The following is a 26247-nucleotide window of genomic DNA, read 5'->3' as shown; positions in this document are numbered from 1 at the left end:
TCTCCTTAAATTTTATCTTTGACACTTTCAATATACAAGCTTTGGCTTGGGAATGCGAAATTTAGACCATTTTGCTTTAAAATATCCATAATCTTTAGCATTACATCTTGTTTGACATCTAAAAATTCTCCCCAAACGATAGTCTTTGCAAAACAATAAACTAAGATATTTATCGAGCTATCTGCAAAATCATCAACCACGACAAATAAATTTGATTTATATCCAGCATAATCATCAACTGAAACTATACTTTGTCTATATTTTAGCCCTTTTTTCTTTGCTGTTATATCCTCACTTTTGGCAATATCTGGATGATTTATCAACATAGTTTTTATATCATCTACACATTTTTTAATCTCATCAGTTGTCGCTCCATACTCAATACCAATTAGCATTCTGATACGTCTACCGACTTTTCTTCTGCTCCAGTTTCTAACAGGATCACTTGCCAGTTTTGAGTTTGGCACAAAGATTAAAGCATTATCAAAACTTCTGATAGTCGTCTTTCTAAAGCCAACCTCAACAACAGTACCCTCTATATCACCACAAACTATCCAGTCTCCTTGCGAAAATGAGTTATCAAAGAGCATCATAACAGAGGCAAAGAAGTTTGCGATGATGTCTTTTGCCGCAAATGCAACAGCAAGACCACCGATACCAAGTGAGGCTATGAGCGCTGATATATCAAAGCCAAGCTTTTGAAGAATTAGTAAAAGTGCAATTATTAATACAATTACATAGACTACTTTTAAAACTAAATTTACAACCTCTTTTCGTCTGCTTTTTTGAGCGATTTTATCGATTATTACTATGCCATAACCATTTAGGATGGTTAAAACAAGCCATGAAAATGCGACTATATAGACGATCGAGAATATATTTGCTAGAGTTAGTGGCACTGGTACTGGATAAAAGGCAACACCGATACAAATATTTAGTGCATAAATGATAAGAAGTGCAGAGATAGGCTTTTTAACGATATCTACTATCTGATCCTTTGCCTCCTTTACACCTTCACCAGAGGCAATAAGTGACATAAGCCAGTACGTGAGTTTGGCAAGAATTCTTGTAAGTGAGACAAAAAATAAAAATACTACGATTATAACTACGATCTTACCAACATTAAATTTTGCCGAATTTATAGAAGTTAGCTTATTTATATATTCGACCGTATCGACTAAATTTAGCTCTGATAAGATCATGCTTGAGCTTAGAAGATCGGCATTGTTTTTAAGATAGATTAAAATTTCCTCATCAGTCTCTTTTTTTAAATCAAGCTCGGCAAATGCGTTATCGTAAGAGCTTGAAGTCTCATTTAGAGAATCTTTTAGCTCTTTTATACTGACGTAAGAATTTGTTTGTAAATTTAAAAGTCCGTTATCTATCACCTCTTTGATAGAATTTGCCTTAGCACCCTTTTTAAATATCTCTTCAAGGCTGATGAGTGCCGAGTAGTAAGCGTAGTCGACTTTCATCTTTTCAAGTTCAATGGCACTTTGGATATAAGCGTCTTTATTTGATTGTTTTTCTAGTCTAGCTACTTTTTTTTCTAGATTATTTTTTTGCAAAATAAATTTGTCAATATCGCTTTGAGTCACTTCAATCTGCATGATATATAGCGGAATTTTTTCCAAAAGATCGTTCTTCTTCTTCTGAAGGCTGGCTAAATTTGAATTATCTGTTTTTGAAGAGTTTGTATCTTTTTGCTGTGCTTTTATAATCTGGATTTGATTATTTAAAGTTAAGATCTGATTTGTTAGGCTTATGATGCTTTCTTCTTGCGTTTTATTATCTTCGGCACCAAAAAGAGTTAAAAATGAGAGCAAGACGATGGTTAAAATTTTACGCATTTTCACCCCTTTTATCTGCTAAAAGTTTGAATGTGCCCTCTTTTAAATCGTAGCTGAAAATTTCACCAGTTTCTATAATGTAGTGCCAGCCATAAATTTGAAGGTTGCCTCTTTCATATTCCTCTTTTACATTCGGATAAGTCATTATATTTTCGATCGAATTTATCACATTTAATCTCTCAGTTAGCCACGCCATCTTTGCTGGATCGTCGCTTGTAAATTTAAGTACTTCTCTCTTAATTGGTTCTATTAGCTTTATCCAATTTCTAACATTTGGCGTAGTTTTGAGCTTTTTTTCATCCATATAAAGTGCTGCACATCCGCCGCAGTCAGAGTGTCCGCAAATAATGATATTTTTGATATTTAAAAGCTCTAATGCATATTCGATAGCCGAAGTCGTTGCCAAAAATTCCTCGCTCACTCTATAAGGTGGCACGATGTTTGCTATATTTCGCACCATAAAAAGCTCGCCTGGAAGGCAGTTTGTTATCAAATTCGGCACCACTCTTGAATCGACACAGGATATAAAAAGGGTATGTGGGTCTTGTCTATTTTGTAGACTTTTAAAAAGCTCTTCATGCTCCAAAAAGCCATCTTCCATAAATTTTACCGCACCTTCAAGTAGCGAGTCATCCATAGAAATTTATCTCCATTTTTTATATTTTTACGCGATTATAGCAACTTTTATTTAATCTAAAAAATACTTTAATATATAAATTTTTAACTAATATAATTTGTTAAAATTCTTTTTATTCATTGTTTAATTATTTTAGGCTAAACTCATTCAAAAATTCATAAGGAGATAAAATGAGTCTGTATGATAGAAACTACGCAAAACAAAATCAAGAAGAACTTGCGTATTCTCAAAGCTCACTAAGCACTTTTATAAAACAAACTTATCAACTTTTTGCAGCATCACTACTTTCAGCAACAGCTGGCGCTTATGTAGGCATTAGCATTGCTAGCGTTTTTACAGCAAATAGATTTTTGTTTTGGGGACTTGTTATAGTCGAGTTTGCACTACTTTTTGGCTTAATGGCAGCTAAACGTAAAGAGGGATTAAATTTAATACTTCTATTTGCATTTACTTTTATAAGTGGCCTTACGCTAACTCCGCTACTTTCAGCGATCTTGGCTATGCCAAGTGGAGCTGGTATTGTAGCTCAAGCATTTGGACTAACAACAGTTGCTTTTGGTGCGTTAAGTGTCTTTGCAATGAATACAAAACGTGACTTTACAACAATGGGTAAAATGTTGTTCATAACTTTAATTATTATCGTTGCAGCAGCTATTATCAATATTTTCGTTAAAAGTACAATGTTTCAACTTGTAATCGCAAGTATTTCATCGATCTTATTTAGCGCATATATACTTTTTGATACGCAAAATATTATCCGTGGAAACTACGAAACACCAGTTGAAGGCGCAGTTGCTTTGTATCTTGATTTTGTAAATCTATTTACATCATTACTACAAATTTTAGGAATTTTTAATAGAAATGACTAAAGATGAGCGCATCTACCGAGTAATAGATGCGAATCTAAATAGGCTAAAAGAAGGGCTTCGCGTTGTTGAAGATATAAAAAGATATGTCTTTGATGACGCCAAACTCGCCTATAAGATAAAATCCCTCCGTCACAAGGCAAAGATCCCGCAAAAAGAATTTTTAAAATTTAGAAATTCTCAAAACGACGTTTTAAAAACTAGCACAAAAAGCGAGCAAGCTAGAGAAAATTTAGACGATATAGTCACTGCAAATTTCAAGCGCGCCCAGGAAAGTGCTCGTGTGCTTGAAGAGTGCTTTAAGCTCATAAATTTAGAACAAGCCGAGCTTTTTAAAGGCATAAGATACGAGCTTTATGAGCTTGAGAAAGAACTTTAACTAAAAATTTAAATCTTTTCTTGTATAATCGCAATCAATTATTTTTAAAAATTTAAAGGAAATTTCGTGAGTTTAATATTTTTGATCTTACAGTTTGCGCTAGCTGTCATAATAACTATCGCTGTTTTACTTCAAAAAAGCTCATCTATCGGACTTGGGGCATATAGCGGAAGCAACGAAAGTCTTTTTGGAGCAAAAGGACCAGCTGGATTTTTAGCTAAATTTACTTTTATTATAGGTATTTTATTTATCTTAAATACACTTGCACTTGGATACTTCTACAATAAAGATCTAAAGCGCTCTATCGTTGATAGCGTCGATAGTAAATCTCTAGTCATACCAAAATCAAACGACGTACCATCAGCTCCTAGCGCACCACAAACTCCAGCAAAATAACAATGATAAAAACACTTTTAGCGTCATTCTTGGCGCTAACATTTGCTTTAGCAGACGCTCATATTTTAGTCTATCATCGCTTTGATGATCCAAGACATACAAGCACTGATATTTCTATTAAAAATTTAAGAGAGCAGTTTGAATATTTCAAAAATAATGGCTATGAAGTCGTTAAACTCTCAAAGCTAGTCGATGCTGTAAATGCTGGTGAAAAAATACCTGATAACTGGATCGTCATCACTGTAGATGATGGTTATAAAAGTTTCTATGACAAGGCCCTTAGTGTATTTAAAGAGTATAACTATCCATTTGCGCTAATGCTTTATGTGGAAGCCAGTGCAAATAAATATGGCGATTATTTGGATTTTGATCAGATTAAAGAACTTGAGGCTTATGGCGAGATTGGCTACCACTCATACGCGCACCCAAGGATGACCAAACTTAGTGATGAGGCACTAAGAGAAGATTTTCAAAAAGGTGTAGAAACATTTGAAAAGCATATGGGTTATAAACCAAAATTTTTTGCAGTACCTTATGGTGAGATTGATAGTCGAGTTGTAAAACTTGCAAAAGAATTTGGTTTTTTAGCCCTTTTAAACCAAAACTCAGGTGCTGTTTCAGACAAAAGTGATGTTTACGATCTTTATAGAACGCCCGTAATGAACGGTACCAAAATAGCACTAACATTTAATAGTAAATTTCTAAATGCCCAGTGGATATTTCCAGAGGGCTATCCGCAAAATAATGCGATCGACAAGCTAATCATCAAAACCGATACAAATGCTAGTGAAGGTAGTTTTTTTATGACTGGCTTTAATGGCTTTAAAAAGGTACCTATGACAAATGGTGTTTTTGAGTGTAAATTTAACCCACCTCTCGATAAACGCAAAGTTTTAATATCACTAAAAGTAGATCATCAACGAAGTACAAAACTTCTAATAAAGGACATCAATGCTAAATAAAATTTACGAAACACAAAAAGAAGGCTGCGAAAAAGCAATAGCTTCATTAAAACGCGACTTTACAACGCTTAGAACGGGCAAGGTAAACATTAATATTGTAGATCATGTAATGGTTGATTATTACGGCTCGCCGACTCCACTCAACCAAGTAGCCACTGTGCTTACAAGCGATGCTTCAACTATCGCTATCACGCCTTGGGAAAAGAGTATGATAAAAGCGATCTCTTCAGCTATCCAAGCAGCAAATATCGGCGTCAATCCAAATAGTGATGGTGAGAGTGTCAAGCTATTTTTTCCACCTATGACAGTTGAGCAACGCCAAGAAAATGCAAAACATGCAAAATCAATGGGAGAAAAAGCCAAAGTCAGTATAAGAAACGTAAGAAAAGATGCAAACGATGAGGTTAAAAAGCTTGAAAAAGACAAAGCTATAACTGAGGACGAGAGCAAAAAGGGACAAGACGAAGTTCAAAAGATAACTGACACCTACACTGCAAAAATCGATACTCTTGTAAAAGAAAAAGAGGCTGAGCTTTTAAAAATCTAAAATTTTTAGAAATTTTTCCTTATCTAGCTACTTTTATGTAGCTAGATATTCTCTCAAAATAATATTTCAAAAAAATATTTATCAGCAAGTAGTTTAATTTTTTGTCTGTTGTGATTTTACCTATTAAATATAAATAGAACCTAGACTGCATAAAATATAGCTACCACTTTGTCTTTAAGCTATTTCCATGAATTTTTAATTTAAATTCTTATTTTGGATTCGTCTTAAATTCTTTATTCAATATTATTAATTTTACATATATTTATACATAGGATTACGACCTATTATGTATTTTGGATGTGCTACTACAAATATTATTTTGAGAATTTAAGATAGCCAAAAAATCAAATATAAAAACTCTTAAACTTCCCCTTATCTTACAATGTCTTGCTTTAAATAAGAAATTTACTGATATTTTTAGTTCTAGTAAATTTTGGACTAAATTTTTATAAAAACTTTCTTATAGGCATTATGAATAATAAATCTAGGAATACTTTATAAAATATACAAGGAATTAGAGGTGGCCGGGAGATAGGGATTCGAACCCCAGGAGGCTTTCACACCTCAACGGTTTTCAAGACCGCCGCTTTCGACCGCTCAGCCATCTCCCGAATTAAAAGATTTGTGATTATAACCAACTTTGCTTAAAATTTACTATAATCTCTAAAATTTACTCTGTTTTTTCTTTAATATATGTAGCTCCATCATTTATCTTTTCTTTAGTCCATTCTTTAGCATTATGAGTATCTTCTTTTACACCATGCCAAGTATTTGAACAACCAGCTACAAAAAATGCTATACAAGCTGCTAAAAGTAAATTTCTCACTTTTTATTCCTTAGAGTAGTTATTTTTGAAATTTGGAGGCGACACCCGGATTCGAACCGGGGATCAAAGCTTTGCAGGCTCATGCCTTACCACTTGGCCATGTCGCCATATCGTGGTGCCCGAGACCGGACTTGAACCGGTACGGTAAAAACTACCGAGGGATTTTAAGTCCCTTGCGTCTACCATTCCGCCACTCGGGCTAAGTTAATGGAGCGGGAAACGAGATTTGAACTCGCGACCCCAACCTTGGCAAGGTTGTGCTCTACCCCTGAGCTATTCCCGCGTTAAAAGTTGCAATGTTATCCAAAAATTGCTTAAAAATTTATTTTGCAAGATGTAAATTTCAAAATATTGTAAGCCATAAAAAGATAAAATGCCAAAATCTATTTGGGGTTATAGCTCAGCTGGGAGAGCGCTTGAATGGCATTCAAGAGGTCGGCGGTTCGATCCCGCTTAACTCCACCATAAATCTAAATACATCTATCATTATTTATACCTTTTGCAAAAATAACTTTTTACCAAAAAATAAGATGCCAATATGTAAAAATTTAATAAATAATTGATATTAAGACCCCTATCAATATTAGCAAGAGTTAATAACTAAAAAATAATTTTATAAATTTTTATCTTGCTTTAACAAAAAATAAAATAATATTCGCTATTAAAATTTAAAGGAAAAAAATGTTTTTAAAACGAGAAAAAATCATTTTCAACATCCACCTAATAATTGGACTAATTGCGGCTATTCCGCTAATATTCATGACTCTTTCAGCACCATTTGCGTCTTATAGAGAAGAGATCAAAAGTGCGATAAATAAAAATTTTATAAACTTAGCTCCTAGCGAAAAAGAAAATTTAAGTTTAAATGAACTCCTAGCTAAAGCAAAAAGTGAGATTCAATTTGATACGCTTGAAAGCTTACAAATAGGTGGAGCAAATGAAGCTTATCGTATAAGCATTACAAAGGATAAAAAGCAATTAAATTTCTTTATAGATCCAAGAAGTGGCGAGGTGATCAGCGAGGACTGGGGTGAGAAATTTCGTATTATTATCTTAAGTCTTCATAGAAATTTAGGACTTACCTTGCTTGATAGCAAAATACCAGCCAATATCGGCAAACAAATAGTTGCCATTAGCTCTATCATCATGGCTCTGCTTGCTATCAGTGGGCTCATCCTCTACGCACCAGCGATCAAGCGAAATTTCTTAAATTCGCTAAAAATTAAACCAAAAGCAAAGGGCTACGCCTGCTTCTACAATCTTCACACCAGTCTTGGCACCTACGTGGCGATCTTGCTTGTGGTGATGTCACTAACTGGACTTTACTGGTCTTATGACTGGGTGAGAAGTGGCGTAAATAGTATATTTTTTGACCTAAAAACAGCTCCAATGAAAAAAAGTCTACCACAATCAAATTTACTTCCAATAAGCGACGAGAAATTTAAAGAAATCGAGACTGCGAAGCAAATTTTTAAAGAAAATGTCACGCTAGAGCTAAAATCGCTCACGATAAACGTACCTGAAAATAATCAAAGCACCTACACCATAAACTACGAAACTAGCGAGAGCCAAGTGGGCAAACTAAAGCTTGACGCGAGCGCTGGCAAGATCAAAGAAAACAAGCTTGTTAGCAAGGCTGAGAGCATCCCAGAGGCTAAAAAAGCGGGTCGCAAGGTACTTAGCTTACACACTGGAGAGATGTTTGGTGAGGTCGGTCAGATCGTCTTTGCCATCTCTTGCGTGATCGCAGTTTTACTGATCATAACTGGATTTTTAATGACCATAAAAAGGACCAAGGCGCTCTAAATAAAAGTAAATTTTTACCTTGCTTTGGGTAAGATTTTGAGAAATTTTTACCACAAACAAGAGAGAAATTTATGAACAGAAAACGCATCTACAACCCAAGTTCAAATGAAAATTTGACCGACAGAAGAGTCTTTAACGGCAACCCGCACGGCATTTTAAATTTCACCAAGGCAAAATACGAGTGGGCGTTAAAGCTTTGGGACCTCATGGAGGCAAACACATGGTTTCCAAAAGAGGTCGACACCACAGACGACGTGCGCGACTACGCCTACAACCTCACAGAGGCTGAAAAACGCATGTATGACCTAGTTTGGAGCCAGCTCATTTCGATGGATAGCTTCCAGACAAATAACCTAGCTGACAATATCAACCCTTACATCACCGCACCAGAGATCAACGCCGTGCTAAGCCGCCAAGCCTACGAAGAGGCAAACCACAGCAAGTCTTACGCTGTCATGGTCGAAGCGATCTGTGACAACACAGACCTCATCTATGAGATGGAGAAGCACGACGACGTCTTACGCGAGAAAAACGACTACATCTCAAGCGTCTATGAGGAGCTTGCAGGCGAAGTGACTGACGAGAAACTACTTCTTGCGATGGTTGCCAACCAAATTTTAGAGGGTATCTATTTTTACAGCGGCTTTACAGCGATCTACGCTCTAGCTCGTGCTGGCAAGATGCTAGGCTCAGCTCAAATGATACGCTTCATCCAACGCGACGAGATCACGCACCTGCTTTTGTTTCAAAATATGATAAATTCAGTCCGCAAAGAGAGGCCTGATCTTTTCACGCCTGAGACTGAGGCAAAAATTTATGATATGTTTGAAAAAGCTGGAAATTTAGAGATCAAATGGGGCAAATATATCACCCAAAACCAAATAATGGGCTTTACTGATGATATCATCGAGCAGTACATCCACTATCTCATCGACCAGCGCCTAGTTGCGATCGGTCTAAAACGCAAATACAACGTCGCTCATCCGATCAAATGGGTCGATGACTTTGCTAAATTTAACGACCAAAAGTCAAATTTCTTTGAAGCAAAGGTGACAAACTACAGCAAGGGAAGTATCAGCTTTGATGACTTTTAAAAATGGCTTCTTAGCCCTTGCCTGCGTGCTTTTTGTGGGGTGTGCGAGTAGCAATCAAAGGATAATTGATCAAGCAAATAAAAATAATCTCGAAAATTTCTACGCCTACAAGCTTGTTAAGGTAAAAGAGACAAGCCAAGCAGAAATCTATCAAGAGATGCCAAACGGCGAAATTGCACCAAGTTTCGCACCGCTAGGATCTGTGCTAGGAAATGACGTGATGCTTGGCATAAACAAACAGTGTGGCTTTGAAGCAAAAGACCTAAAAGAGGTAAGAGTAGTTTCACATGATGAGGCTAGGGGTCTTGGCTTTGAGGTCTGGGTCTTTAATGACCCGCTCTCCCAGCGCGATGATAAAATCACAGCTATAAGCGTTATTTTAAAAGCCACACCAAATATCGGTGGTACGGATATAAACTGCAAAATTCCAAAAGACTGCCACGACGAAAAACCTATGACATTTGTATTTGGAAAATAAATGAGCGAAAATTTAAACCTAATAAGCTTAACTTTAAAGGCAAAAAATGCAACAGATCGCCTAGAGGAGCTTGCAAATTTAGTTGAGGCTGCGCCTGAAAACTCACTCATTCTTGCAAGCGAGCTTTGCATAAGTGGATATGATTTCGACGGCTTTTTCGCAGGGGCAAACAAAGCGATGCTTGGTGGCATGATAGGTAGCTTTGATGCGATGCTGCTTGAACGCTTGCAAGAGGCGCTTAGCCCAGATAAATTTCTTGGTTTTACGCACCTTAGCAGCCTAAACAAAAGCGCAGGACTCGCTAAAATTTCAAATCTAAATCCACACCAACCAAAAATTTATAACGAATTTTTGCTTCTTAACTCAAATAACGTCTTTCATTCGCAGTTTAAGGCTGAGCTTTTTAGGCCAAATTTAGAGCATGAGATCTTTGCTGCTGGCGAGGTGAGCGATATAAATGCCTTTAATTTTAGAGGGCTCAAGTTTGGCGTGCTAATCTGTTTTGAACTACGCGATAGCAGGCTTTGGGCAAAGCTAAAAGGATGTGACATCATCATGGTACCTGCCATGTGGGGTAAGGCTAGAGAGGATGCTTATCTTAGTCTTTGCAAGGCTCTAGCTATCGCAAACAACTGCTACGTCATGATCTCAAGCTCTCTTGCATTAGAAGTTGCTGGAGTATTTTTACCAAATGGCACACTTGTTAAAGAGACGATTTTTGATGCAAATTTAATAAAAGAGATCAAGACAAATTTAGGACTTTTATAAATTTTAAGATAAGCTTTAAATCGTATAATAACGATTTAATTTTTATTTAGGATATAAATTTTGACCCAACTAGAAGCGATAAAATGCCAAAATTTAGCTAGCGATATAGCCGACGAGATCACGCTAAGCCCACTTTTATTTGACGCGATATCAACAACTGAGCGTGAAATTTTTGTACCCATCACCGCCCATGCTTATAAGCTTGACGCTCAGCCCATACTGGGCAATCAATGGATTAGCTCGCCACTAACCGTTGCGAAAATGACAATGGCACTAGAGTGCGAAAATACGGACAACATCCTAGAGATAGGCTGCGGTAGTGGCTATCAAGCAGCGATTTTAAGCAAACTTGCACATAGAATTTTTAGCGTCGAGCGAATAGAGAAACTAGCCATGGATGCAAAAAAACGCTTCGAGGCACTAAAAATAAAAAACGTACATGTAAGGTATGACGATGGCAACAACGGCTGGCGAAGCTACGCACCATTTGATCGTATCTTGCTCTCGGCAGCTGCTGATGAGATCTCGCCAAATTTATTTAAGCAGCTGAAAAATGGTGGAATTTTAGTAGCTCCAATGAAGAAGGATGGCAAGCAATTTATAGCTAAATTTAAAAAAGATAAAGATGGAAATTTAGAAAAAGAGTACTTGGATGAGTGCCTTTTTGTGCCACTTCTTGAGGGTAGAGAGTAGCCTAAAATAAGGCAAAGCCTAAGCCTTGCCTAAATGTTAGAATCTATAAGTATAGCCTGTATAAATTCCTATAGTTGTATCTCTTAGCTGAGCTCCGCTATTTTTCTTATAAAAAGTCTTATCAGCTTTTAAGCCAAACTCGATCGCGTTATGTTCGTCAAATGAGTAAATACCGCCCGCTTTTGCGCCAACTAGCAAGCCTTTGAAATTTTTCTTACTTGTTTCGTTATTAAATCTCTCTCTAACGCTCAAGTAGCCAAGACCTGTGTATCCACCAAGAACGGCTTTAAAATTTTCAGTGATATTTGGCGTATAATCAATACCGCCTAGAAATTTATGCTTACTCCATTTTGCATCTGATTCACCAGCATTTTTCCTGGCTTTAAAGTCATAATAATAACCACCATAAGCTCTATAGCTGTCAAAATCATAACCGCCATAAAAGCCAAGACCATAGTGACCTTTTTTGAAGTTATTTTTCTCACTACTTGCTATGTTTTTTGTTTTGATTTTTGAGTTAAACGAGTAATCACCCTCACCACCAACAAATGCACCTTGAGCTAGTGCAGCTGAGCTTGCCAAAGCTAGAATCAAGCTTGATTTTACAAGTAAATTTTTCATACCTCTCCTTTAAAAAATTTCTGAGATTTTACATCTAAGCTTTTAATCTATATAAAATTTAAATTTAATAAAGCCCCATTTTAATCATCCTTTGGCTTTAAAATTTAATAAGAAATTTTATACCAAGTGCCAATTTATTACTAATAGTAAATGTGAGTATTATTAAGAAGATAAGAGCAGAAATACTTAAATTTAGCACGGCTTTAGGGCAAATCCTAAGCCCACAGCCATGCCAAATTTATTAAGTTACACCCTAAAAATGCACCTTAAATTTCGCCCAAAAGCTTCTGCCCGGCTCATAAAGCCTCGTGCCGTTCGGGATAGTCTCGTATCCTGCGATACCGCCGCCGTAGCCGCCTTTTGAGTTATGATAGGAGTATTTGGCGTCGTTTAAATTTTCCGCCGCTAGCAAAAATTGATAATTTTTATATTTATAGCCCGCGCTTAGTCCTAGCGTCCAGAAGCTATCGCTCTTGCCCAGATCCATGCCGCCCACGTCGCCGTAGCCTTTTTGCGCGCGTTTTTGCGACGCGTTAGCGTAGAAGTCGGCTTTGACGAACCAGTCTGACTTTTCTAGGCCGGCGCTTAGTTTAAACGTTAGAGGAGAAACCTTAGGCAATGCGTCACCGTCTTTTAATCCGCCCGCGTTTTTAGTCACCTTGCCGTAGACGTAGGATACGCCGGCACCCAGTCTAAATATATCGGCTAGTAGCGTATCGCCCTCGATCTCGCCACCGTATAGTAAAGCATCGGTATTAAATACATTTGAAGACATGCCCATAGGACTATATTTTATCATTATGTAATCATCCATTTTCGAGACGAAGAAATTCGCGTTTAGCTCGTAGTTTTTATCTTTTAGCACGGTACCAAAGTCTAGTTGAGTGTTTCTTTCTTTATTTAGCTTGAGATTATCGTCTTTATTTGTTTCCCAGTGATCCGGTAACCTTTGCGCGTGACCTAGTCCCGCATAAAGCGTTAAATTTTGTAGATATTTTTCGTATCTAAAAAAGCCGGAGAATAAATTTTCGCTCCTACTTTTATGCGTTAGTAGTTGCTTTCTCTCGCCGACATCTAACCTAAGTCCGCCAAAAAGCCCGTAGTCGTTTTCAAGGATGTATTCGTTTTGAGTGTATATAGTTTTATACGTTACCTTGCGCTCTTTTACGTGCGGCTTTGATAGGGCGGCGTCCATTTCGGCTTTAGATACGCCCGCCATACCGCTTCCGGCACCTCGCCATTTAAACGTATCTTGAGAGTATCCTGCGCCGATGAAGCTAGTTAGATTATCGAAATTTAACTCGCCTTCTAGCTTAAAGCCGTACATATCGCGTATCGGGTGACTGATGCTGTATCCCTTGCCGCGTCCAACGCCCGGCACCACCGGACGCATGGTGAAGTTGTCCATTATGTGATCGATTTGATGATAGTATGAGCTTAGCCTGATCTTATGCTCGCCGACGTCTTGTTCAAATTTGAGTCCGAAAGATTTACGGTCAAACTGTATGCCGTCCCTCATCCTATCGGCATACGCCGCTTCGCCATCGCCTAGATCCGCGCTTAACTGTAAGGCCGTAGTTTCCGTGGGCGTTAGCGTGCCTACGATCGAGACGCTGTTGCGTTTATAGTGCGTATGCATTTTCTGTCCGTCGCCGCTTTTATAATCGCCGCTCTGGTAGTGTCCGCCGGAAATTTCTAAACTGCCCAGCTCGTTGCCCGCCGCTACGTCCGCGGCAGTTTCAAATCTTCTAAAACTACCGCCCAGCACGCTTATGTTTCCTCCGAAGCTCGGTTTTGATAGCCTTGCTATCTCTCTATCGAAAAATATACCGCCGCTAATGAGCGCGCCGTATCTGACGTCTTGCGGACCTTTTACGATGCGAACCGAGCTGTAGTTTTGCGCCGAGATGTAGGTGATGGGCGTATCCATACGCATGCCGCAGCCACCATTTAGCGTGCTACCGTCGATTAGCACCGGCAGTCTGGCCGCCGTCTGCGAGCGGTAATAAACCTCGCTGCCGCCTCCGCCCTTGCGCTCCATCGTAAAGCCGCTCAAATTTAAAAGCGATTTGGCGATGTCGCTGTTTTCCAGTATCGCGCCTTTGCCCACTATTTGAGCCTTTGTAGGTTCTTCAAGAACCGACTTTTCTATCTTTGCAGAAACGGTAACCGGAGCCAGGTCTATCGTTTCTTCAGCACCAAGCATTAAATTTGGTATTAAAGCAAATGCTAAAACGTAAGAAATTTTCATGTTTAGTCCTATGAAATTAATATTTAAAATTAAAATTAAAGCAAAAATAAACTTAAATAAAGTATAAATATTTATATAACATTAATTTTACAATACAGAAAATTGGCTCAAATAGTATTATTTTAGTTGGACTGCATTAAATATATAAAGAAACGATTTTGGTGAATTAAAACCGAAGCAATCTCGGTTTCATTAAAATTTTAGCATTATAAAACCGAGATAAAATTTATAAAATCTCTTTTATGAGTAGCTGTGGGGTAACAAGTCCGCGGAATGAATTTTTTGATATACAAAAGATAATATCTATCATCTCGCCCACTCTAGCGTGTTTCGTAAAGTTAAAAAATAGAGCCTCAAGTGTTTTATTATCCTTTTGCAAGATGAGCTTTAGGTGATTTTGATCTCTTCCTATAAGTCTTTCGTTTTTAACAAGAGCATTTTTTATCTTAAAGACTGGACGTGGATTTTTCTGTCCGTATGGCTCATAAAATTCTAAAATTTCAAGTAGCTCAAAGTCTATCTCGCTTGGCATTATATCGCCAAGTAGCTCGTCCGAGCTTTTGCACTCTTGCATATTTAAACAAGAACAACTTTTATTTATCGCTTCTTTAAATTTCACCAAATTTTCAGGCGCAAGTGTAAGTCCAGCCGCTCCTTTGTGACCGCCGTAGCTTGTTAGTAAATTTTCGTGGCTTGCTATGAGAGATAATATATCAAGCTTACCAATGCTTCTAGCACTGCCTTTTGCACGACCTTTATCGATGCTAAAGACGATAGCTGGCTTTGCAAAGTGCTTTGCAAGGCGGCTAGCTACGATGCCTATCACACCCTCGTGCCACTGCTCACCCCAAGTGATGATGACTTCATCGTCTTCTTTTACGTCCTTTAGTGAGCATTCAAAGAGTTGGCGCTCTTCTTCTTTTCTGGAGTTGTTAAATTCAATGATCGTATCAAGGTAGTTGTAAGCTTCCTCGATACTTTTAGCACGTAAAAAGTCAAATGAATTCATTGCATCGTCCATGCGTCCGGCTGAATTTATAAGCGGAGCTATAAGAAAGCTAATATCATCACACTCAAATTTTTCCTTACCATAAAACTCTTTTATAGCGTGAAATGCGGAACGCTTAGACGCATTTAGCTTACAAATGCCAAGACGAACAAGCATTCTATTCATATCTCTTAGCTCCATCATATCAGCGATTATCGCAATAGCTAAAAGCTCTAGAAATTTGCTCATATCGTAATTTAGCCCAAAAACATCCTTTAACGCTCCAACCAAATACCAAGCGACCTCAGCGCCACAAATTTCGATATTTGGGAAGTTGCAGTCTTCTTGCTTTGGATTAATGATCGCATAAGCTTCTGGAAGAACAGCTGGAGGCATGTGATGATCAGTGATAATAAGATCGATACCTTTTTCTTTACAGATAATGGCTGCATCGTTTGCAGAGATGCCGTTATCAACGGTAATAATCAAGCTTACATCAGCTGAGAGTTCGTCTATTATCTCAGGATTTAGCCCATATCCATCTTTAAATCTATTTGGAATTTTTACTAGGTAGTCTTTCACGCCAAGATCATCAAAAAACTCAGCCAAAATTACGCTCGAAACAACACCATCAACATCATAATCGCCCACAATGGCTATGCGCTCGTTTTTTTCGATCGCTTCTTTTATGCGATTAGCGCCTTTATAGATATCTTTTAAGGCACTTGGTGTCGGAATTTCACTAATTTTTTTATGTATGTCGTTACAAAATCTATGCGCTAGTAAATTCCTTATATCCTCTTTATTTAGCATGGTTTTGGCAAGAATTTTTGAAGAACTTACCAACTTTATTTAATGCCACTTGTTCACTTAAATTTACACCCATATTGCCAAAAATTTGGCTATAAAAATACTTCTTTTTCATCGCAATCTTTCGTCTTTATTTTGAATGCTTGGATTATATCTTTTTGAAATTTAATTTCTTATAATTTTAAATAAAAGTAAGATTTTAGGGCTCATGGCAAGCTTAAAAGCTTTGCTAAATTGATAGTCTTTACAAATTTAACCCGCCAAAAATAGTTAAGCATTAGCAAAAATTTATACAATTAAATTTATAAATTTTAAATAGTTTATACCAGAAAATTTAAACCATTTTTATAAAAATTTACTCCAAATTTCTCAAAAACTCCGCATATTCTCTGGCGCCGCGTTCTATTTCGCTGTCGCTCGATACGTAGTCCACGCCTGGAGTCTCCTCGGCGCCGTAAAATGCGAAAAAGTCGCGGTAATCGGCGTGAAAATAGTATTTAAACGCAAGCTCAAACGGCGTAAGAACCTCGCGTAAGCTAAAATGATAGCGTCCTTGCGGGCTGTAGTCGCTCTTTTTGATGCCTGCGGTCACGGCTAGCGCTACCTTGCGCCCCGCTATGCCGTCTGAGACGCGTCCGTAGGCAAAGCCGTGCGTCATCACCGCGTCGATCCATGATTTTAAAATCGGAGGGCAGGAGAAGTTGTGAAGCGGAAACTGCAAAACGAGGGCGTCGTAGGCTCTGATGAGCTCTTGCTCGCGCGCGGCGTCGATGTTGTCGCCCCCGTAAACCTGCGTCAAATCATGAATGCTAAAGCGCTGCGGCTCTTTGAGGGCCTCTTGCAGCAGGCGCTTGTTTATGACCGAGTTTTGGATATCAGGATGTGCTAAGATGATTAGAGTTTTCATTTTTTTCCTTAAAAATTTATAGAAAGAAGTGGGATTTATTTGGCAAATAACTGAATAAAAACAGCAAAATTTTAAAAGAATTTTTAGAGCCAGATTGCTCTAAATTTAAGATTTGACATTTTCTAAACTTGCCTTTATAAAGCCTAATATCACAGGATTTGGTTTAGTTAGACGGCTAGTAAATTCAGGATGGCACTGCACACCCACAAACCATGGATGGCCTTTAAGCTCGATAGCCTCTATCAGTCCATCACTCTCACCGCTTACCAAAAGACCATTTTTCTCAAAAATTTCTTTATATTTTGGATTTGCCTCGTAGCGGTGGCGGTGACGCTCTTTTACACTCTTTGCATTGCCATAAATTTCAGCTAGAAGCGTCTTTGGTTTGATGTCGCAGTTATATGCTCCAAGCCTCATCGTGCCGCCAAGTGGGCTTGTGTGCGTTCTTATCTGTTTTTTGCCGTGAGCGTCGATAAAGCTATCGATTAGATAGATGATAGGATTTTTGCACTCTTTGTCAAATTCCATAGAATTTGCGTCTTCTAAGCCCAAAACATCTCTTGCAAACTCAATTAGTGCTAACTGCATACCAAGGCAAATTCCAAGATATGGGATCTTATTTTCACGAGCAAATTTTATAGCCTGCATCTTGCCTAAAACGCCTCTTTCGCCAAAGCCGCCAGCTACTAAGATGCCATCAACATCTTTTAAAAGCTCATTTACATTGTTCTCTTCTATCTTTTCGCTATCTATCCAGCGCAAATTTACCCTAGCGTCTAAATTTGCTCCAGCGTGGATGATACCCTCAGTTAGGCTCTTATAGCTCTCTTTTAGATCGATGTATTTACCCACAAATGCTATTGTAGTTTCATTTGTTGGAGCGATTATCCTTTTTACTAGGCTATCCCACTTTGCCATATCTGGTTTAAGCTCATTAAAGCCTAAATTTTCAGCGATCGGCGTTAATATATCTTGCTTTAAAAATGAAAGTGGAATTTGATAGATACTTGCGCTGTCTAAGCTCTCTATGACACAATTTTTCTCAACACCACAGCTTGCTGCGATCTTATCTTTTAGCTCGCGGTTTAGTGGCATTTCAGATCTGCAGATGATGATATCTGGTGTTATGCCTATACGTCTTAACTCACCTACGCTATGCTGGGTTGGCTTTGTCTTTAGCTCGCCAGCTACTTTGATAAATGGTACAAGCGTTAGGTGGATATTTAGTGCTCTTTTTTTGCCAACTTCCACCCTTAGCGCTCTTATCGCCTCTAAAAATGGTAGTCCCTCGATATCGCCAACAGTTCCACCGATCTCAACTATGAGCACATCTTTGCCCTCACCTGCTTTTTTTATGCGGTCAACTATCTCACCAACGATGTGAGGGATCACTTGTATTGTTTTTCCAAGATAGTCACCACGTCGCTCTTTTTCGATAACCGAGCTATAAACCCTGCCAGTCGTGAAGTTATTATCTTGACTTAGGCTCTCATCTAAAAATCTCTCATAGTGGCCAAGATCTAGGTCTGTCTCCGCGCCATCATCTGTAACAAAAACCTCTCCGTGCTCTAATGGGCTCATCGTGCCAGGATCTACGTTGATATATGGATCAGCTTTTAAAACACTTACTTTTAGTCCGGAATTTTTTAAAAGAGTCGCGATAGACGCAGCTGCGATGCCTTTTCCAAGTGAGCTTAAAACGCCACCCGTGATAAAAATGTACTTCGTCTCTTTTGCCATTAATTTTCCTTAAATTTATTTATTTTTTAATTGCGGATTATACCCCTTAAATATTTAGTAAGGCATTAATCGTATAAATTTTAAAAATTATTCTTTAAGTCTTTTTGTTATAGACTTCAAAAACTATGATAAAAAACTACCTAAACATCATTGCCTCTTTATATATAGAGGGCTTTAAAAACATGAAAATAGGCAAAAAATTATGGCTTCTCATAATAATAAAGCTTATCATCATGTTTGGAATTTTAAAAGTCTTCATATTTGACGAGACTCTAAATACCAAATTTCAAACCGACGAAGAAAAAAGCGAATTTGTAATTCGTAATTTAATAAAGGAATAAAATGTCTGAGATGGATTTTGTTGATTGGTCTAGGGCTCAGTTTGCGCTGACTGCCATTTACCACTTTTTGTTTGTCCCACTTACTTTGGGGCTAAGTTTTATCATCGCTATCATGGAGACGATATATGTCAAAACTGGCGATAAAGCATGGCTTGAGATAACGAAATTTTGGCTAAAGCTCTTTGGTATAAATTTCGCTATCGGTGTGGCTACTGGCATCATCATGGAATTTGAGTTTGGTACAAACTGGGCGAACTACAGCTGGTTTGTCGGCGATATTTTCGGCGCTCCACTTGCGATCGAGGGCTTACTCGCATTTTTCATGGAGAGTACATTTTTTGCCATTATGTTTTTTGGCTGGGATAAGGTTAGCAAGAAATTTCACCTACTTTCAACATGGCTTGTTGCGATCGGTTCAAATTTAAGCGCACTTTGGATCTTAATCGCAAACGGCTGGATGCAATATCCTATCGGTATGAAATTTAACCCAGATACCGCTAGAATGGAGATGCAAAATTTCTTCGAAGTCGCACTAAATCCACTTGGTATCACTAAATTTTTACACACAGTAACTAGTGGCTACACTATCTCAGCTATTTTTGTGATAGGAATTTCTGCTTGGTTTTTAATCAAAAAACGCCACATCTTACTAGCTAAAAAAAGTATCGTCGTTGCTAGCGCATTTGGACTTATCACATCGGCATTTTTGCTACTTAGCGGCGATGAGAGCGCATATCTTGCAGCTCAGAAACAGCCTATGAAGCTTGCTGCGATGGAGGGACTTTATAATGGCGAAACTAACGCTGGTTTAGTTGCCGCTGGCATTTTAAACCCAGCTAAAAAGCTTGGCGATGAGAGCGATGCCTTTTTACTTGAGATAAAAGTACCTTACGCACTTGGCATCATGGCAAACAGAGAGCTTGACTCATTTACACCAGGCATAAACGACCTACTTTATGGCAACAGCGAGCACAATCTAATAAGCGTAGAAGAGAAGATGGCAAAGGGCAAAGTAGCTATCGAAGCTCTTAAAAACTACAAAGAGGCTAAAAAAGCAAATGACGAGAGCTTGATGAAAAGCTCGCTTTCAAATTTAGAGAGCAACCTAAATTTCTTAGGATATGGCTATCTTAAGGACGCAAAAGATGCTGTGCCACCAGTTGCACTTACATTTTATAGCTTCCACATCATGGTCGCACTTGGCACTTACTTCATAGCTCTTTTTGCTATTACGCTCTATCTAAATCTTTCAAAAAAATATAAATTTGAAAACATAAGAGTATTTTTGTGGGTCTGCCTCTTTACCATACCGCTTGGCTACATCGCAGCTGAGGCTGGCTGGATAGTAACAGAAGTCGGCCGTCAGCCATGGGCGATACAAGATCTCATGACCGTTGGCGTCGGAGCTACAAATTTATCTGACTCAAATGTCAAAATTTCATTTACATTATTTGCTGTTTTATTTACGGTCTTGCTGATAGCCGAGATCAAGATCATGCTTAAGCAAATAAAGATAGGATTTAACGATCATGCATAGTTTAAGCTTAGAAAATTTACAAATTTATTGGTGGTTTATAGTTAGCCTTCTTGGCGGACTTTTGGTATTTATGATGTTTGTTCAAGGCGGCCAGTCGCTCATCTTTAGCCTTGGCAAGGACGAGCTTAAAAAAGATATGCTCATAAATTCTATCGGTAGAAAATGGGAGCTTACATTTACGACGCTTGTTATGTTTGGTGGCGCGTGCTTTGCGGCATTCCCGCTATTTTACGCTACTAGCTTTGGTGGCGCTTACTGGGTTTGGCTGGCTATTTTATTTTGCTTTATCATCCAAGCTGTAAGCTACGAGTACCGCAAAAAGCCTAATAACTTTTTAGGCGCTAGAACTTATGAAATTTTCCTTTTCATAAATGGCTCACTTGGCGTTATCCTTATTGGCATGGCGGTTAGTACATTTTTTAGCGGAAGCGATTTTGTGCTAAATGAACACAATTTTGTCGAGTGGAAGACTCCTTTTCGCGGTCTTGAAGCTTTGGCAAATCCTTACTTATACTTGCTTGGCATAGCGATGTTTTTCCTATCTCGCGTAGGCGGCTGCTTATATCTTATAAACAACATCGCTGATGGCGAATTTATACAAAACGCTAGAAAACAGCTAATTATCAACACCGTGCTATTTTTGCCATTTTTTCTAGGATTTCTTGCTTGGGTGCTTACAAAAGATGGCTTTGCATACGACGCAAATGGCGTAGTTAGCCTTATGCCTTACAAATACGCTATAAATTTGATCGAGATGCCTATCGTCGGTATATTGCTTCTTGTTGGCGTTGTTTTGGTACTTGTTGGAATTTTCCAAGGAGCATTTACAAAAAGTATACGTGGAATTTTTGCTTACGGTGTTGGTGTGACACTGGCTGTGACCGCACTATTTTTGATAACAGGCCTAAATGGCACTGCATTTTATCCGTCATTTAGTGACCTTTCTAGCTCGCTAACTATCAAAAACGCAAGCTCTAGCCACTATACACTTGGCGTTATGGCCTATGTTAGTTTGCTAGTGCCAGTAGTGCTTGCTTATATCATCGTCGTTTGGAGAGCAATAGACAGCAAGAAGATCACGCAAGACGAGATCAAAAATGATCATCACGCATACTAAGGATTATAAATGTTAGAAGCAGGAATTTTTTTGATACTTTGGCCAGTGACGCTATTTGCTAGCTATAAATTTGTTCTTTTTTCTCTTAAGAAATTTGACACAAATAACTAAAATTTAGGGGCGTTTGCTCCTAAATTCTTCTTTTTATTTTTACTCTTTAAAACGACTTCTTTATAAATTTATTTAAGCCACTTTTCATATAAGCGTTAGTTTTGCGTGAAATTTGGGTAGTAAGATATCATTAAATTTTATTAAAGGAGCGAAAATGAGCAAGAATTTCTTAGGTTCTGTTACCCTTGCGGCTGTTTTGGTTAGTGGTCTTAGTATAGGCATCACGCCACTAGAGGCTGGAGTCCTGGCTCATCACGTAAAGGTTCAAGGTGAGCTTGGATCGGTCTTTATAAATCCTTATGACGTATCGCCTCTAACTGCTATCATCGATAGAGCTGGCAAGGACATCAAAGATATCCACGTCAAAGTAAAAGGCAAGCCAGATGGCGGTATCGACATCGACTACAACGTCTCAGAGCATGCCCTGCTTACGCATGATGGTGTGCCTATTTGGGGACTTTACCCTGACTATCTAAATGAAGTTGTCGTTAGCTACACATTTAACGGAGCTAAAAAGGTAGAAATATATAAAATTTACGCCCAGCCTATCGTCACATATAGCCGTGATTATAGGTTCTCACACATGCAAAAGACTCGCGTGAAAAAGGTCGATCCTGCCTTTAAAAACAGGCTCTATCTCATAAATAACACGATCACAAGCGTCTATAAACCGCTTGATTGGAAAAATGGCGGAGCTGCTAGCTGGAATGACTTTACCGAAAACTACATCGTAGACACCAAAGGTGAGGTTAGATGGTATCTTGACTATCAAAAATTTTACGACCGCAGCGAGCGCAGAGTAATGGATGGAGGCATGATGATGGGCTTTCATCAGCTAAAAAACGGCGATATCAGCTTTGGCATGGCTCAAAGATATCTAAGATACGACCTTATGGGAAAAGAAATTTATAATCGCCCGCTTCCAAGAGGCTACATCGATCTAAGCCACGAAGTTATGCCGTTAAAGGGCGACCACTCACTTCTTAGAGTTGGCAAATACAACTACCACCACAAAGATGGCAAAATTTCTCACACTATAAGAGACCACATCATCGAGGTCGATAGCACTGGCAAAGTGGTCGAAGAGTGGGATCTAAACGAAATTTTTGGCAACAACGTCTACCGCAGCAACCTCATAAAAGCACTTGATGCTAGAGCTGTTTGCCTAAATATCGACATGGAGGCAAAAGAAATCAAGATAAGCGATGATCAGCCATTTGGCGACATCACCTCTACTGGCACAGGCAGAAACTGGGCTCACGTAAACTCTATCTCATATGATGAGAGCGACGATAGCATTATCCTCTCACTTCGCCACCAAGGTATCGTTAAAATCGGCCGAGATAAAAAAGTAAAATGGATACTAGCTTCGCCTGAGGGCTGGAGTGAAGAATTTAAAGCCAAAGTGCTAACTCCAGTCGATAGCAAAGGCAATGAGATAAAATGCGAAAACTCAAAATGCGAGGGCGAATTTGACTGGTCATGGACTCAACACACCGCATGGCTAACGCCAAGATATGACAACAAAGGCAGTATAAAACATCTAAGCGTCTTTGACAATGGCGATGCAAGAGGCATGGAGCAGCCAGCCTTTAAAGAGGATAAATACTCCCGCGCGGTTGAGTACAAGATAGATGAGAAAAAGGGCACGGTTGAGCAGACTTGGCAGTTTGGCAAGGAGCGTGGCTTTAACTTTTATAGCGCAGTTACTAGCAACGTCGAGTGGCAAAAGGATAAAAATACCTACTTCATCTCAAGCTCAAATGTAAATTTACTCCGTCCTGACAAGACTATCAAAATGGTCTTAGTTGAGATCGATCCAAAGACAAATGAGATCAAATTTGAGATGGATGTAGACTCTGCTTCAAGAGATGATGTTGCTTATAGGGCAATGGTTATTGATCCGGAGGTATTTAGTTATTAGCAGTATCTGGTGTGAGATTTTTCTCTCACCAGCTTTTAGTTGTTGTTTTGAAATTTATAGATTGCTTCTTTGATTCTAGTAAGGTTAAAATTTATCGCTCGCTCTAGTTCTGGCAAGTCTATATCTTTATCCGCTTCAAAAGCTTTTACCATCTCACTTAGCTCTTTTGTCTCATCACTTGCAAGGGCTATGCTTTTAAAATTATCATCATCTATCTGGTCAAATTTTAAAAAGATCGATGCAAATTTATCTTTCAAAATTTCTTTATTTAGCTTTCTATTTTCCAAAGCTTTCTTTGTTCCACCATTTTTATTACAGGTTCTAAATATCGAATCTATTGTTTCATTCACTTCATCAAGTAAAATTTCTATTTTTTCACTTTGCATATAAAACTCTCTTAACTATAAATTAAATTTAAAATAAAAGCTAAATCGCTCTTGTTTTGGAGATTAGAAGTTGTTTTACTTCTTCGCGTAAAAAGGAAAAATTAAAGTTGTATTTGTGAAGTTATTTTCATAAAAGTTTACGCCAGAATTTAAAATTTTAGTTTGCATTGGCATCACTTTTATGCCCTCTATTTTTGCGATCATTTTCTCATCCTTGTTAAAAAATTTTATCGCATTGTATAAATTTTCATAGGCCTTGTAAATTGTACCAGGGTACAATAAAGCCCTATGAATCAATATTTATAACACATTGATAATATTTTTACGTTATTATTTTGCATACTGCTTTGATTAAAATTGCCGAAATTTCGTAGCTATTTAGCTCATCCTTTTTGTATAAATTTTACAAATTTAATGTGTTATTTATGTAATAAAAAAATTTTTAAATTTGCAAAATTTTTTTAAAATCTTTGATACTTTATATGTGATAAAATCCTCTCAAATTTTAAAAAAGGATCAAATTTGAGAAGCGATATAATCAAAAAAGGCTACACAAGAGCCCCACACCGCTCACTTTTACGTGCGACTGGGTTAAAAGATGATGACTTTAATAAACCATTTATCGGCGTTGCAAACAGCTTTATAGAGATCATTCCAGGCCACTTTTTCTTAAATAAATATGCGCAAATTTTAAAAGATGAGATTCGCAAAAATGGCTGTATTCCATTTGAGTTTAACTGTATCGGCGTGGATGATGGCATCGCGATGGGGCATGGTGGCATGCTATATAGCTTGCCTAGCCGTGAGATCATCGCAAACTCGATAGAGACCGTGATGAACGCTCATGCACTTGACGCACTTGTTTGTATGCCAAACTGCGACAAGATCGTCCCTGGCATGGTTATGGGTGCTTTAAGGGTCAATGTCCCAACCGTGTTTGTAAGCGGTGGCCCAATGAAAAAGGGCTACACAAAAGATGGCAAGCCAATCGATCTTGCGACTGCGTTTGAGGCGGTTGGTAAATTTGAGACCAAAGAGATAGATGAGGCCGAGCTAAAAGATATCGAGTGCAATGCATGTCCAAGCGGTGGCAGCTGTAGCGGTATGTTTACAGCAAATTCTATGAACACGCTTTGTGAAGCGATGGGTATAGCGCTCCCTGGCAACGGCACCATCCTGGCGCTAACTCCAGAGCGTGAGGAGCTCATCAGGCAAGCTGCTCGTAGAATTTGCCAGATCGCCCTTGATGAGAAATTTAAGATAAGAAACATACTAAATGAAAAGGCGATCCGCAACGCACTTGTCGTTGATATGGCGATGGGCGGCAGTAGTAACACCGTCCTTCACATGCTAGCCATCTCAAGAGAGGCTGGCGTAAATTTAGATATCAAAGAGCTAAATAAGATCAGCCAAAATATCGCTCACATCGCTAAGATCAGCCCAAGCTTGCCAAACGTGCATATGGAGGATATCGGTAGAGCTGGCGGTATGAATGCGGTGATAAAAGAAATTTCACGCAGAGATAATGGCATGCTAAATTTGGACAATCTCACAGTTAGTGGCGAAACTCTAGGAGAGCGTGTCAAGGTAAGTGACATCAAAGATGAAAGCATCATTCACAAAGTAGAAAACGCCTATTCACAAGTTGGCGGACTTGCCATTTTATTTGGAAATTTAGCCGAGCAAGGCTGTGTAATCAAGACAGCTGGCATCGTTGGCGAGCGTAAATTTAGCGGCAAAGCGGTCTGCTTTAACTCACAAGATGAAGCCATAGCTGGTATCTCAAGCGGTAAAGTAGATAAAGGCGATGTCGTCGTCATCCGCTACGAAGGCCCACGCGGAGGCCCTGGCATGCAAGAGATGCTAAGCCCTACCTCACTCATCATGGGACGAGGCCTTGGTGCAGACGTAGCACTCATCACAGATGGTCGCTTTAGCGGGGCGACAAGGGGTCTAAGCATCGGCCACGTAAGCCCAGAAGCGGCTGAAGGTGGCATGATAGGCCTGCTAAAAGATGGCGATATAATCGATATAGACGTCGATAAATACGAGATAAACGTTCGCCTAAGCGAAGCCGAGATCGCAAAGAGAAGAGCGGAATTTAAGCCAGTTGATAAAGCGCTAACCTCTCGCTGGCTAAGGCAATACCGCAAACTAGTCACAAACGCAAGCAACGGAGCAGTTCTAGAAGCATAAAATTTACTATAAAGCA

26 protein-coding genes and 5 tRNA genes are annotated in these 26247 nt (G+C 38.6%); 16 read left to right on the top strand and 15 right to left on the bottom strand.

What is annotated here, in order from left to right; translation table 11 throughout:
• Positions 1-5: 5 nt before the first annotated feature.
• Positions 6-1850, bottom strand: a complete 1845-nt coding sequence (locus CVS84_RS06215) for a mechanosensitive ion channel family protein (protein WP_107691598.1) — start codon at positions 1848-1850, stop codon at positions 6-8.
• Positions 1843-2487 carry a carbonic anhydrase gene (locus CVS84_RS06210; protein WP_072595207.1) on the bottom strand — a complete coding sequence of 215 codons (645 nt, stop codon included), beginning with the start codon at positions 2485-2487 and terminating at the stop codon, positions 1843-1845. The genes CVS84_RS06215 and CVS84_RS06210 overlap by 8 nt, the downstream gene beginning before the upstream one ends.
• A gap of 170 nt (positions 2488-2657) precedes the next feature.
• On the opposite strand from CVS84_RS06210, the gene CVS84_RS06205 reads away from it, so the two are divergent.
• The 5 genes from CVS84_RS06205 to frr all read left to right on the top strand — a co-directional run bounded on the left by CVS84_RS06205 (position 2658) and on the right by frr (position 5637).
• On the top strand, positions 2658-3356 hold the full coding sequence (locus tag CVS84_RS06205) for a Bax inhibitor-1/YccA family protein (RefSeq protein WP_107691597.1): 699 nt from the start codon (positions 2658-2660) through the stop codon (positions 3354-3356).
• On the top strand, positions 3349-3732 hold the full coding sequence (locus tag CVS84_RS06200; RefSeq protein WP_107691596.1) for a thiamine-phosphate pyrophosphorylase: 384 nt from the start codon (positions 3349-3351) through the stop codon (positions 3730-3732). Before CVS84_RS06205 ends, CVS84_RS06200 begins: the two co-directional genes overlap by 8 nt.
• A 66-nt stretch (positions 3733-3798) precedes the next feature.
• Complete coding sequence (gene secG, locus CVS84_RS06195; protein ID WP_087586668.1) at positions 3799-4128, top strand: preprotein translocase subunit SecG; 330 nt, start codon at positions 3799-3801, stop codon at positions 4126-4128.
• Positions 4129-4130: 2 nt separating this feature from the next.
• Complete coding sequence (locus CVS84_RS06190) at positions 4131-5090, top strand: polysaccharide deacetylase family protein (RefSeq protein ID WP_107691595.1); 960 nt, start codon at positions 4131-4133, stop codon at positions 5088-5090.
• A complete protein-coding gene (gene frr, locus CVS84_RS06185; RefSeq protein ID WP_072595202.1) occupies positions 5080-5637 on the top strand; it encodes a ribosome recycling factor in 558 nt (185 codons plus the stop codon). The genes CVS84_RS06190 and frr overlap by 11 nt, the downstream gene beginning before the upstream one ends.
• Positions 5638-6158: 521 nt before the next feature.
• Here frr and CVS84_RS06180 read toward each other — a convergent pair.
• The 5 genes from CVS84_RS06180 to CVS84_RS06165 form a co-directional block, all read right to left on the bottom strand.
• Positions 6159-6248, bottom strand: a tRNA-Ser gene (locus tag CVS84_RS06180).
• A gap of 59 nt (positions 6249-6307) precedes the next feature.
• Positions 6308-6463: a hypothetical protein gene (locus tag CVS84_RS09530; RefSeq protein ID WP_021091097.1), complete on the bottom strand. Its 156-nt coding sequence runs from the start codon at positions 6461-6463 to the stop codon at positions 6308-6310.
• A gap of 33 nt (positions 6464-6496) precedes the next feature.
• Positions 6497-6570, bottom strand: a tRNA-Cys gene (locus CVS84_RS06175).
• 6 nt (positions 6571-6576) lie between these two features.
• Positions 6577-6663: transfer RNA gene (locus CVS84_RS06170), tRNA-Leu, on the bottom strand.
• 8 nt (positions 6664-6671) lie between these two features.
• Positions 6672-6746: transfer RNA gene (locus tag CVS84_RS06165), tRNA-Gly, on the bottom strand.
• A gap of 106 nt (positions 6747-6852) precedes the next feature.
• On the opposite strand from CVS84_RS06165, the gene CVS84_RS06160 reads away from it, so the two are divergent.
• The 6 genes from CVS84_RS06160 (at position 6853) to CVS84_RS06135 (ending at position 11302) form a co-directional block, all read left to right on the top strand.
• Positions 6853-6928, top strand: a tRNA-Ala gene (locus CVS84_RS06160).
• A gap of 216 nt (positions 6929-7144) precedes the next feature.
• Positions 7145-8269 (top strand): PepSY-associated TM helix domain-containing protein, encoded by a 1125-nt coding sequence (locus tag CVS84_RS06155; RefSeq protein ID WP_107691594.1) that lies wholly within the window; start codon positions 7145-7147, stop codon positions 8267-8269.
• Between the two features lie 71 nt (positions 8270-8340).
• The gene (locus tag CVS84_RS06150; RefSeq protein WP_009494790.1) at positions 8341-9363 is read left to right on the top strand and encodes a ribonucleotide-diphosphate reductase subunit beta; all 1023 of its coding nucleotides are present in this window, start codon (positions 8341-8343) and stop codon (positions 9361-9363) included.
• Positions 9353-9841, top strand: coding sequence for a hypothetical protein (locus CVS84_RS06145; RefSeq protein WP_107691593.1), 489 nt, complete (start codon positions 9353-9355; stop codon positions 9839-9841). The genes CVS84_RS06150 and CVS84_RS06145 overlap by 11 nt, the downstream gene beginning before the upstream one ends.
• Positions 9842-10609: a carbon-nitrogen hydrolase family protein gene (locus tag CVS84_RS06140; protein ID WP_107691592.1), complete on the top strand. Its 768-nt coding sequence runs from the start codon at positions 9842-9844 to the stop codon at positions 10607-10609. It abuts the gene before it with no gap.
• Positions 10610-10669: 60 nt separating this feature from the next.
• Complete coding sequence (locus tag CVS84_RS06135; protein ID WP_107691591.1) at positions 10670-11302, top strand: protein-L-isoaspartate(D-aspartate) O-methyltransferase; 633 nt, start codon at positions 10670-10672, stop codon at positions 11300-11302.
• 36 nt (positions 11303-11338) lie between these two features.
• Here CVS84_RS06135 and CVS84_RS06130 read toward each other — a convergent pair whose 3' ends face one another.
• The 6 genes from CVS84_RS06130 to CVS84_RS06110 all read right to left on the bottom strand — a co-directional run bounded on the left by CVS84_RS06130 (position 11339) and on the right by CVS84_RS06110 (position 18619).
• Entirely contained in the window at positions 11339-11923 is a 585-nt protein-coding gene (locus CVS84_RS06130; protein WP_107691590.1) for a hypothetical protein, read from the bottom strand.
• Positions 11924-12176: 253 nt separating this feature from the next.
• The gene (locus CVS84_RS06125) at positions 12177-14174 is read right to left on the bottom strand and encodes a TonB-dependent receptor domain-containing protein (RefSeq protein WP_107691589.1); all 1998 of its coding nucleotides are present in this window, start codon (positions 14172-14174) and stop codon (positions 12177-12179) included.
• Positions 14175-14400: 226 nt separating this feature from the next.
• Complete coding sequence (gene recJ / locus CVS84_RS06120; protein WP_103582183.1) at positions 14401-15975, bottom strand: single-stranded-DNA-specific exonuclease RecJ; 1575 nt, start codon at positions 15973-15975, stop codon at positions 14401-14403.
• Positions 15965-16087 carry a hypothetical protein gene (locus tag CVS84_RS09725; RefSeq protein ID WP_257638069.1) on the bottom strand — a complete coding sequence of 41 codons (123 nt, stop codon included), beginning with the start codon at positions 16085-16087 and terminating at the stop codon, positions 15965-15967. Before CVS84_RS09725 ends, recJ begins: the two co-directional genes overlap by 11 nt.
• A gap of 240 nt (positions 16088-16327) precedes the next feature.
• Positions 16328-16879 carry an NAD(P)H-dependent oxidoreductase gene (locus CVS84_RS06115; protein ID WP_107691588.1) on the bottom strand — a complete coding sequence of 184 codons (552 nt, stop codon included), beginning with the start codon at positions 16877-16879 and terminating at the stop codon, positions 16328-16330.
• A gap of 105 nt (positions 16880-16984) precedes the next feature.
• Positions 16985-18619 (bottom strand): CTP synthase, encoded by a 1635-nt coding sequence (locus CVS84_RS06110; protein ID WP_087578046.1) that lies wholly within the window; start codon positions 18617-18619, stop codon positions 16985-16987.
• 125 nt (positions 18620-18744) lie between these two features.
• On the opposite strand from CVS84_RS06110, the gene CVS84_RS06105 reads away from it, so the two are divergent.
• The 4 genes from CVS84_RS06105 (at position 18745) to CVS84_RS06090 (ending at position 23649) form a co-directional block, all read left to right on the top strand.
• Positions 18745-18960 carry a DUF4492 domain-containing protein gene (locus CVS84_RS06105; protein WP_072595258.1) on the top strand — a complete coding sequence of 72 codons (216 nt, stop codon included), beginning with the start codon at positions 18745-18747 and terminating at the stop codon, positions 18958-18960.
• A 1-nt stretch (position 18961) separates the two neighbouring features.
• Complete coding sequence (locus CVS84_RS06100) at positions 18962-20497, top strand: cytochrome ubiquinol oxidase subunit I (RefSeq protein WP_107691587.1); 1536 nt, start codon at positions 18962-18964, stop codon at positions 20495-20497.
• A complete protein-coding gene (locus tag CVS84_RS06095) occupies positions 20487-21614 on the top strand; it encodes a cytochrome d ubiquinol oxidase subunit II (RefSeq protein WP_234411915.1) in 1128 nt (375 codons plus the stop codon). The genes CVS84_RS06100 and CVS84_RS06095 overlap by 11 nt, the downstream gene beginning before the upstream one ends.
• A gap of 265 nt (positions 21615-21879) precedes the next feature.
• Complete coding sequence (locus CVS84_RS06090) at positions 21880-23649, top strand: aryl-sulfate sulfotransferase (protein WP_107691585.1); 1770 nt, start codon at positions 21880-21882, stop codon at positions 23647-23649.
• Between the two features lie 35 nt (positions 23650-23684).
• On the opposite strand, the gene CVS84_RS06085 is transcribed toward CVS84_RS06090, so the two are convergent.
• Positions 23685-24035, bottom strand: a complete 351-nt coding sequence (locus CVS84_RS06085) for a hypothetical protein (RefSeq protein WP_107691584.1) — start codon at positions 24033-24035, stop codon at positions 23685-23687.
• A 75-nt stretch (positions 24036-24110) separates the two neighbouring features.
• Positions 24111-24314: a hypothetical protein gene (locus CVS84_RS09450; protein ID WP_159070073.1), complete on the bottom strand. Its 204-nt coding sequence runs from the start codon at positions 24312-24314 to the stop codon at positions 24111-24113.
• A gap of 243 nt (positions 24315-24557) precedes the next feature.
• Between CVS84_RS09450 and ilvD the strand changes: the two genes are divergently transcribed.
• A complete protein-coding gene (gene ilvD, locus CVS84_RS06080; protein WP_107691583.1) occupies positions 24558-26231 on the top strand; it encodes a dihydroxy-acid dehydratase in 1674 nt (557 codons plus the stop codon).
• Positions 26232-26247 lie beyond the last annotated feature (16 nt).

The sequence above is a fragment of the Campylobacter concisus genome, from assembly GCF_003048575.1.
GTDB lineage: Bacteria > Campylobacterota > Campylobacteria > Campylobacterales > Campylobacteraceae > Campylobacter_A > Campylobacter_A concisus_U.
Note: the sequence above shows the minus strand (reverse complement) of the source record. Positions and strands in the feature narration are given on the sequence as shown.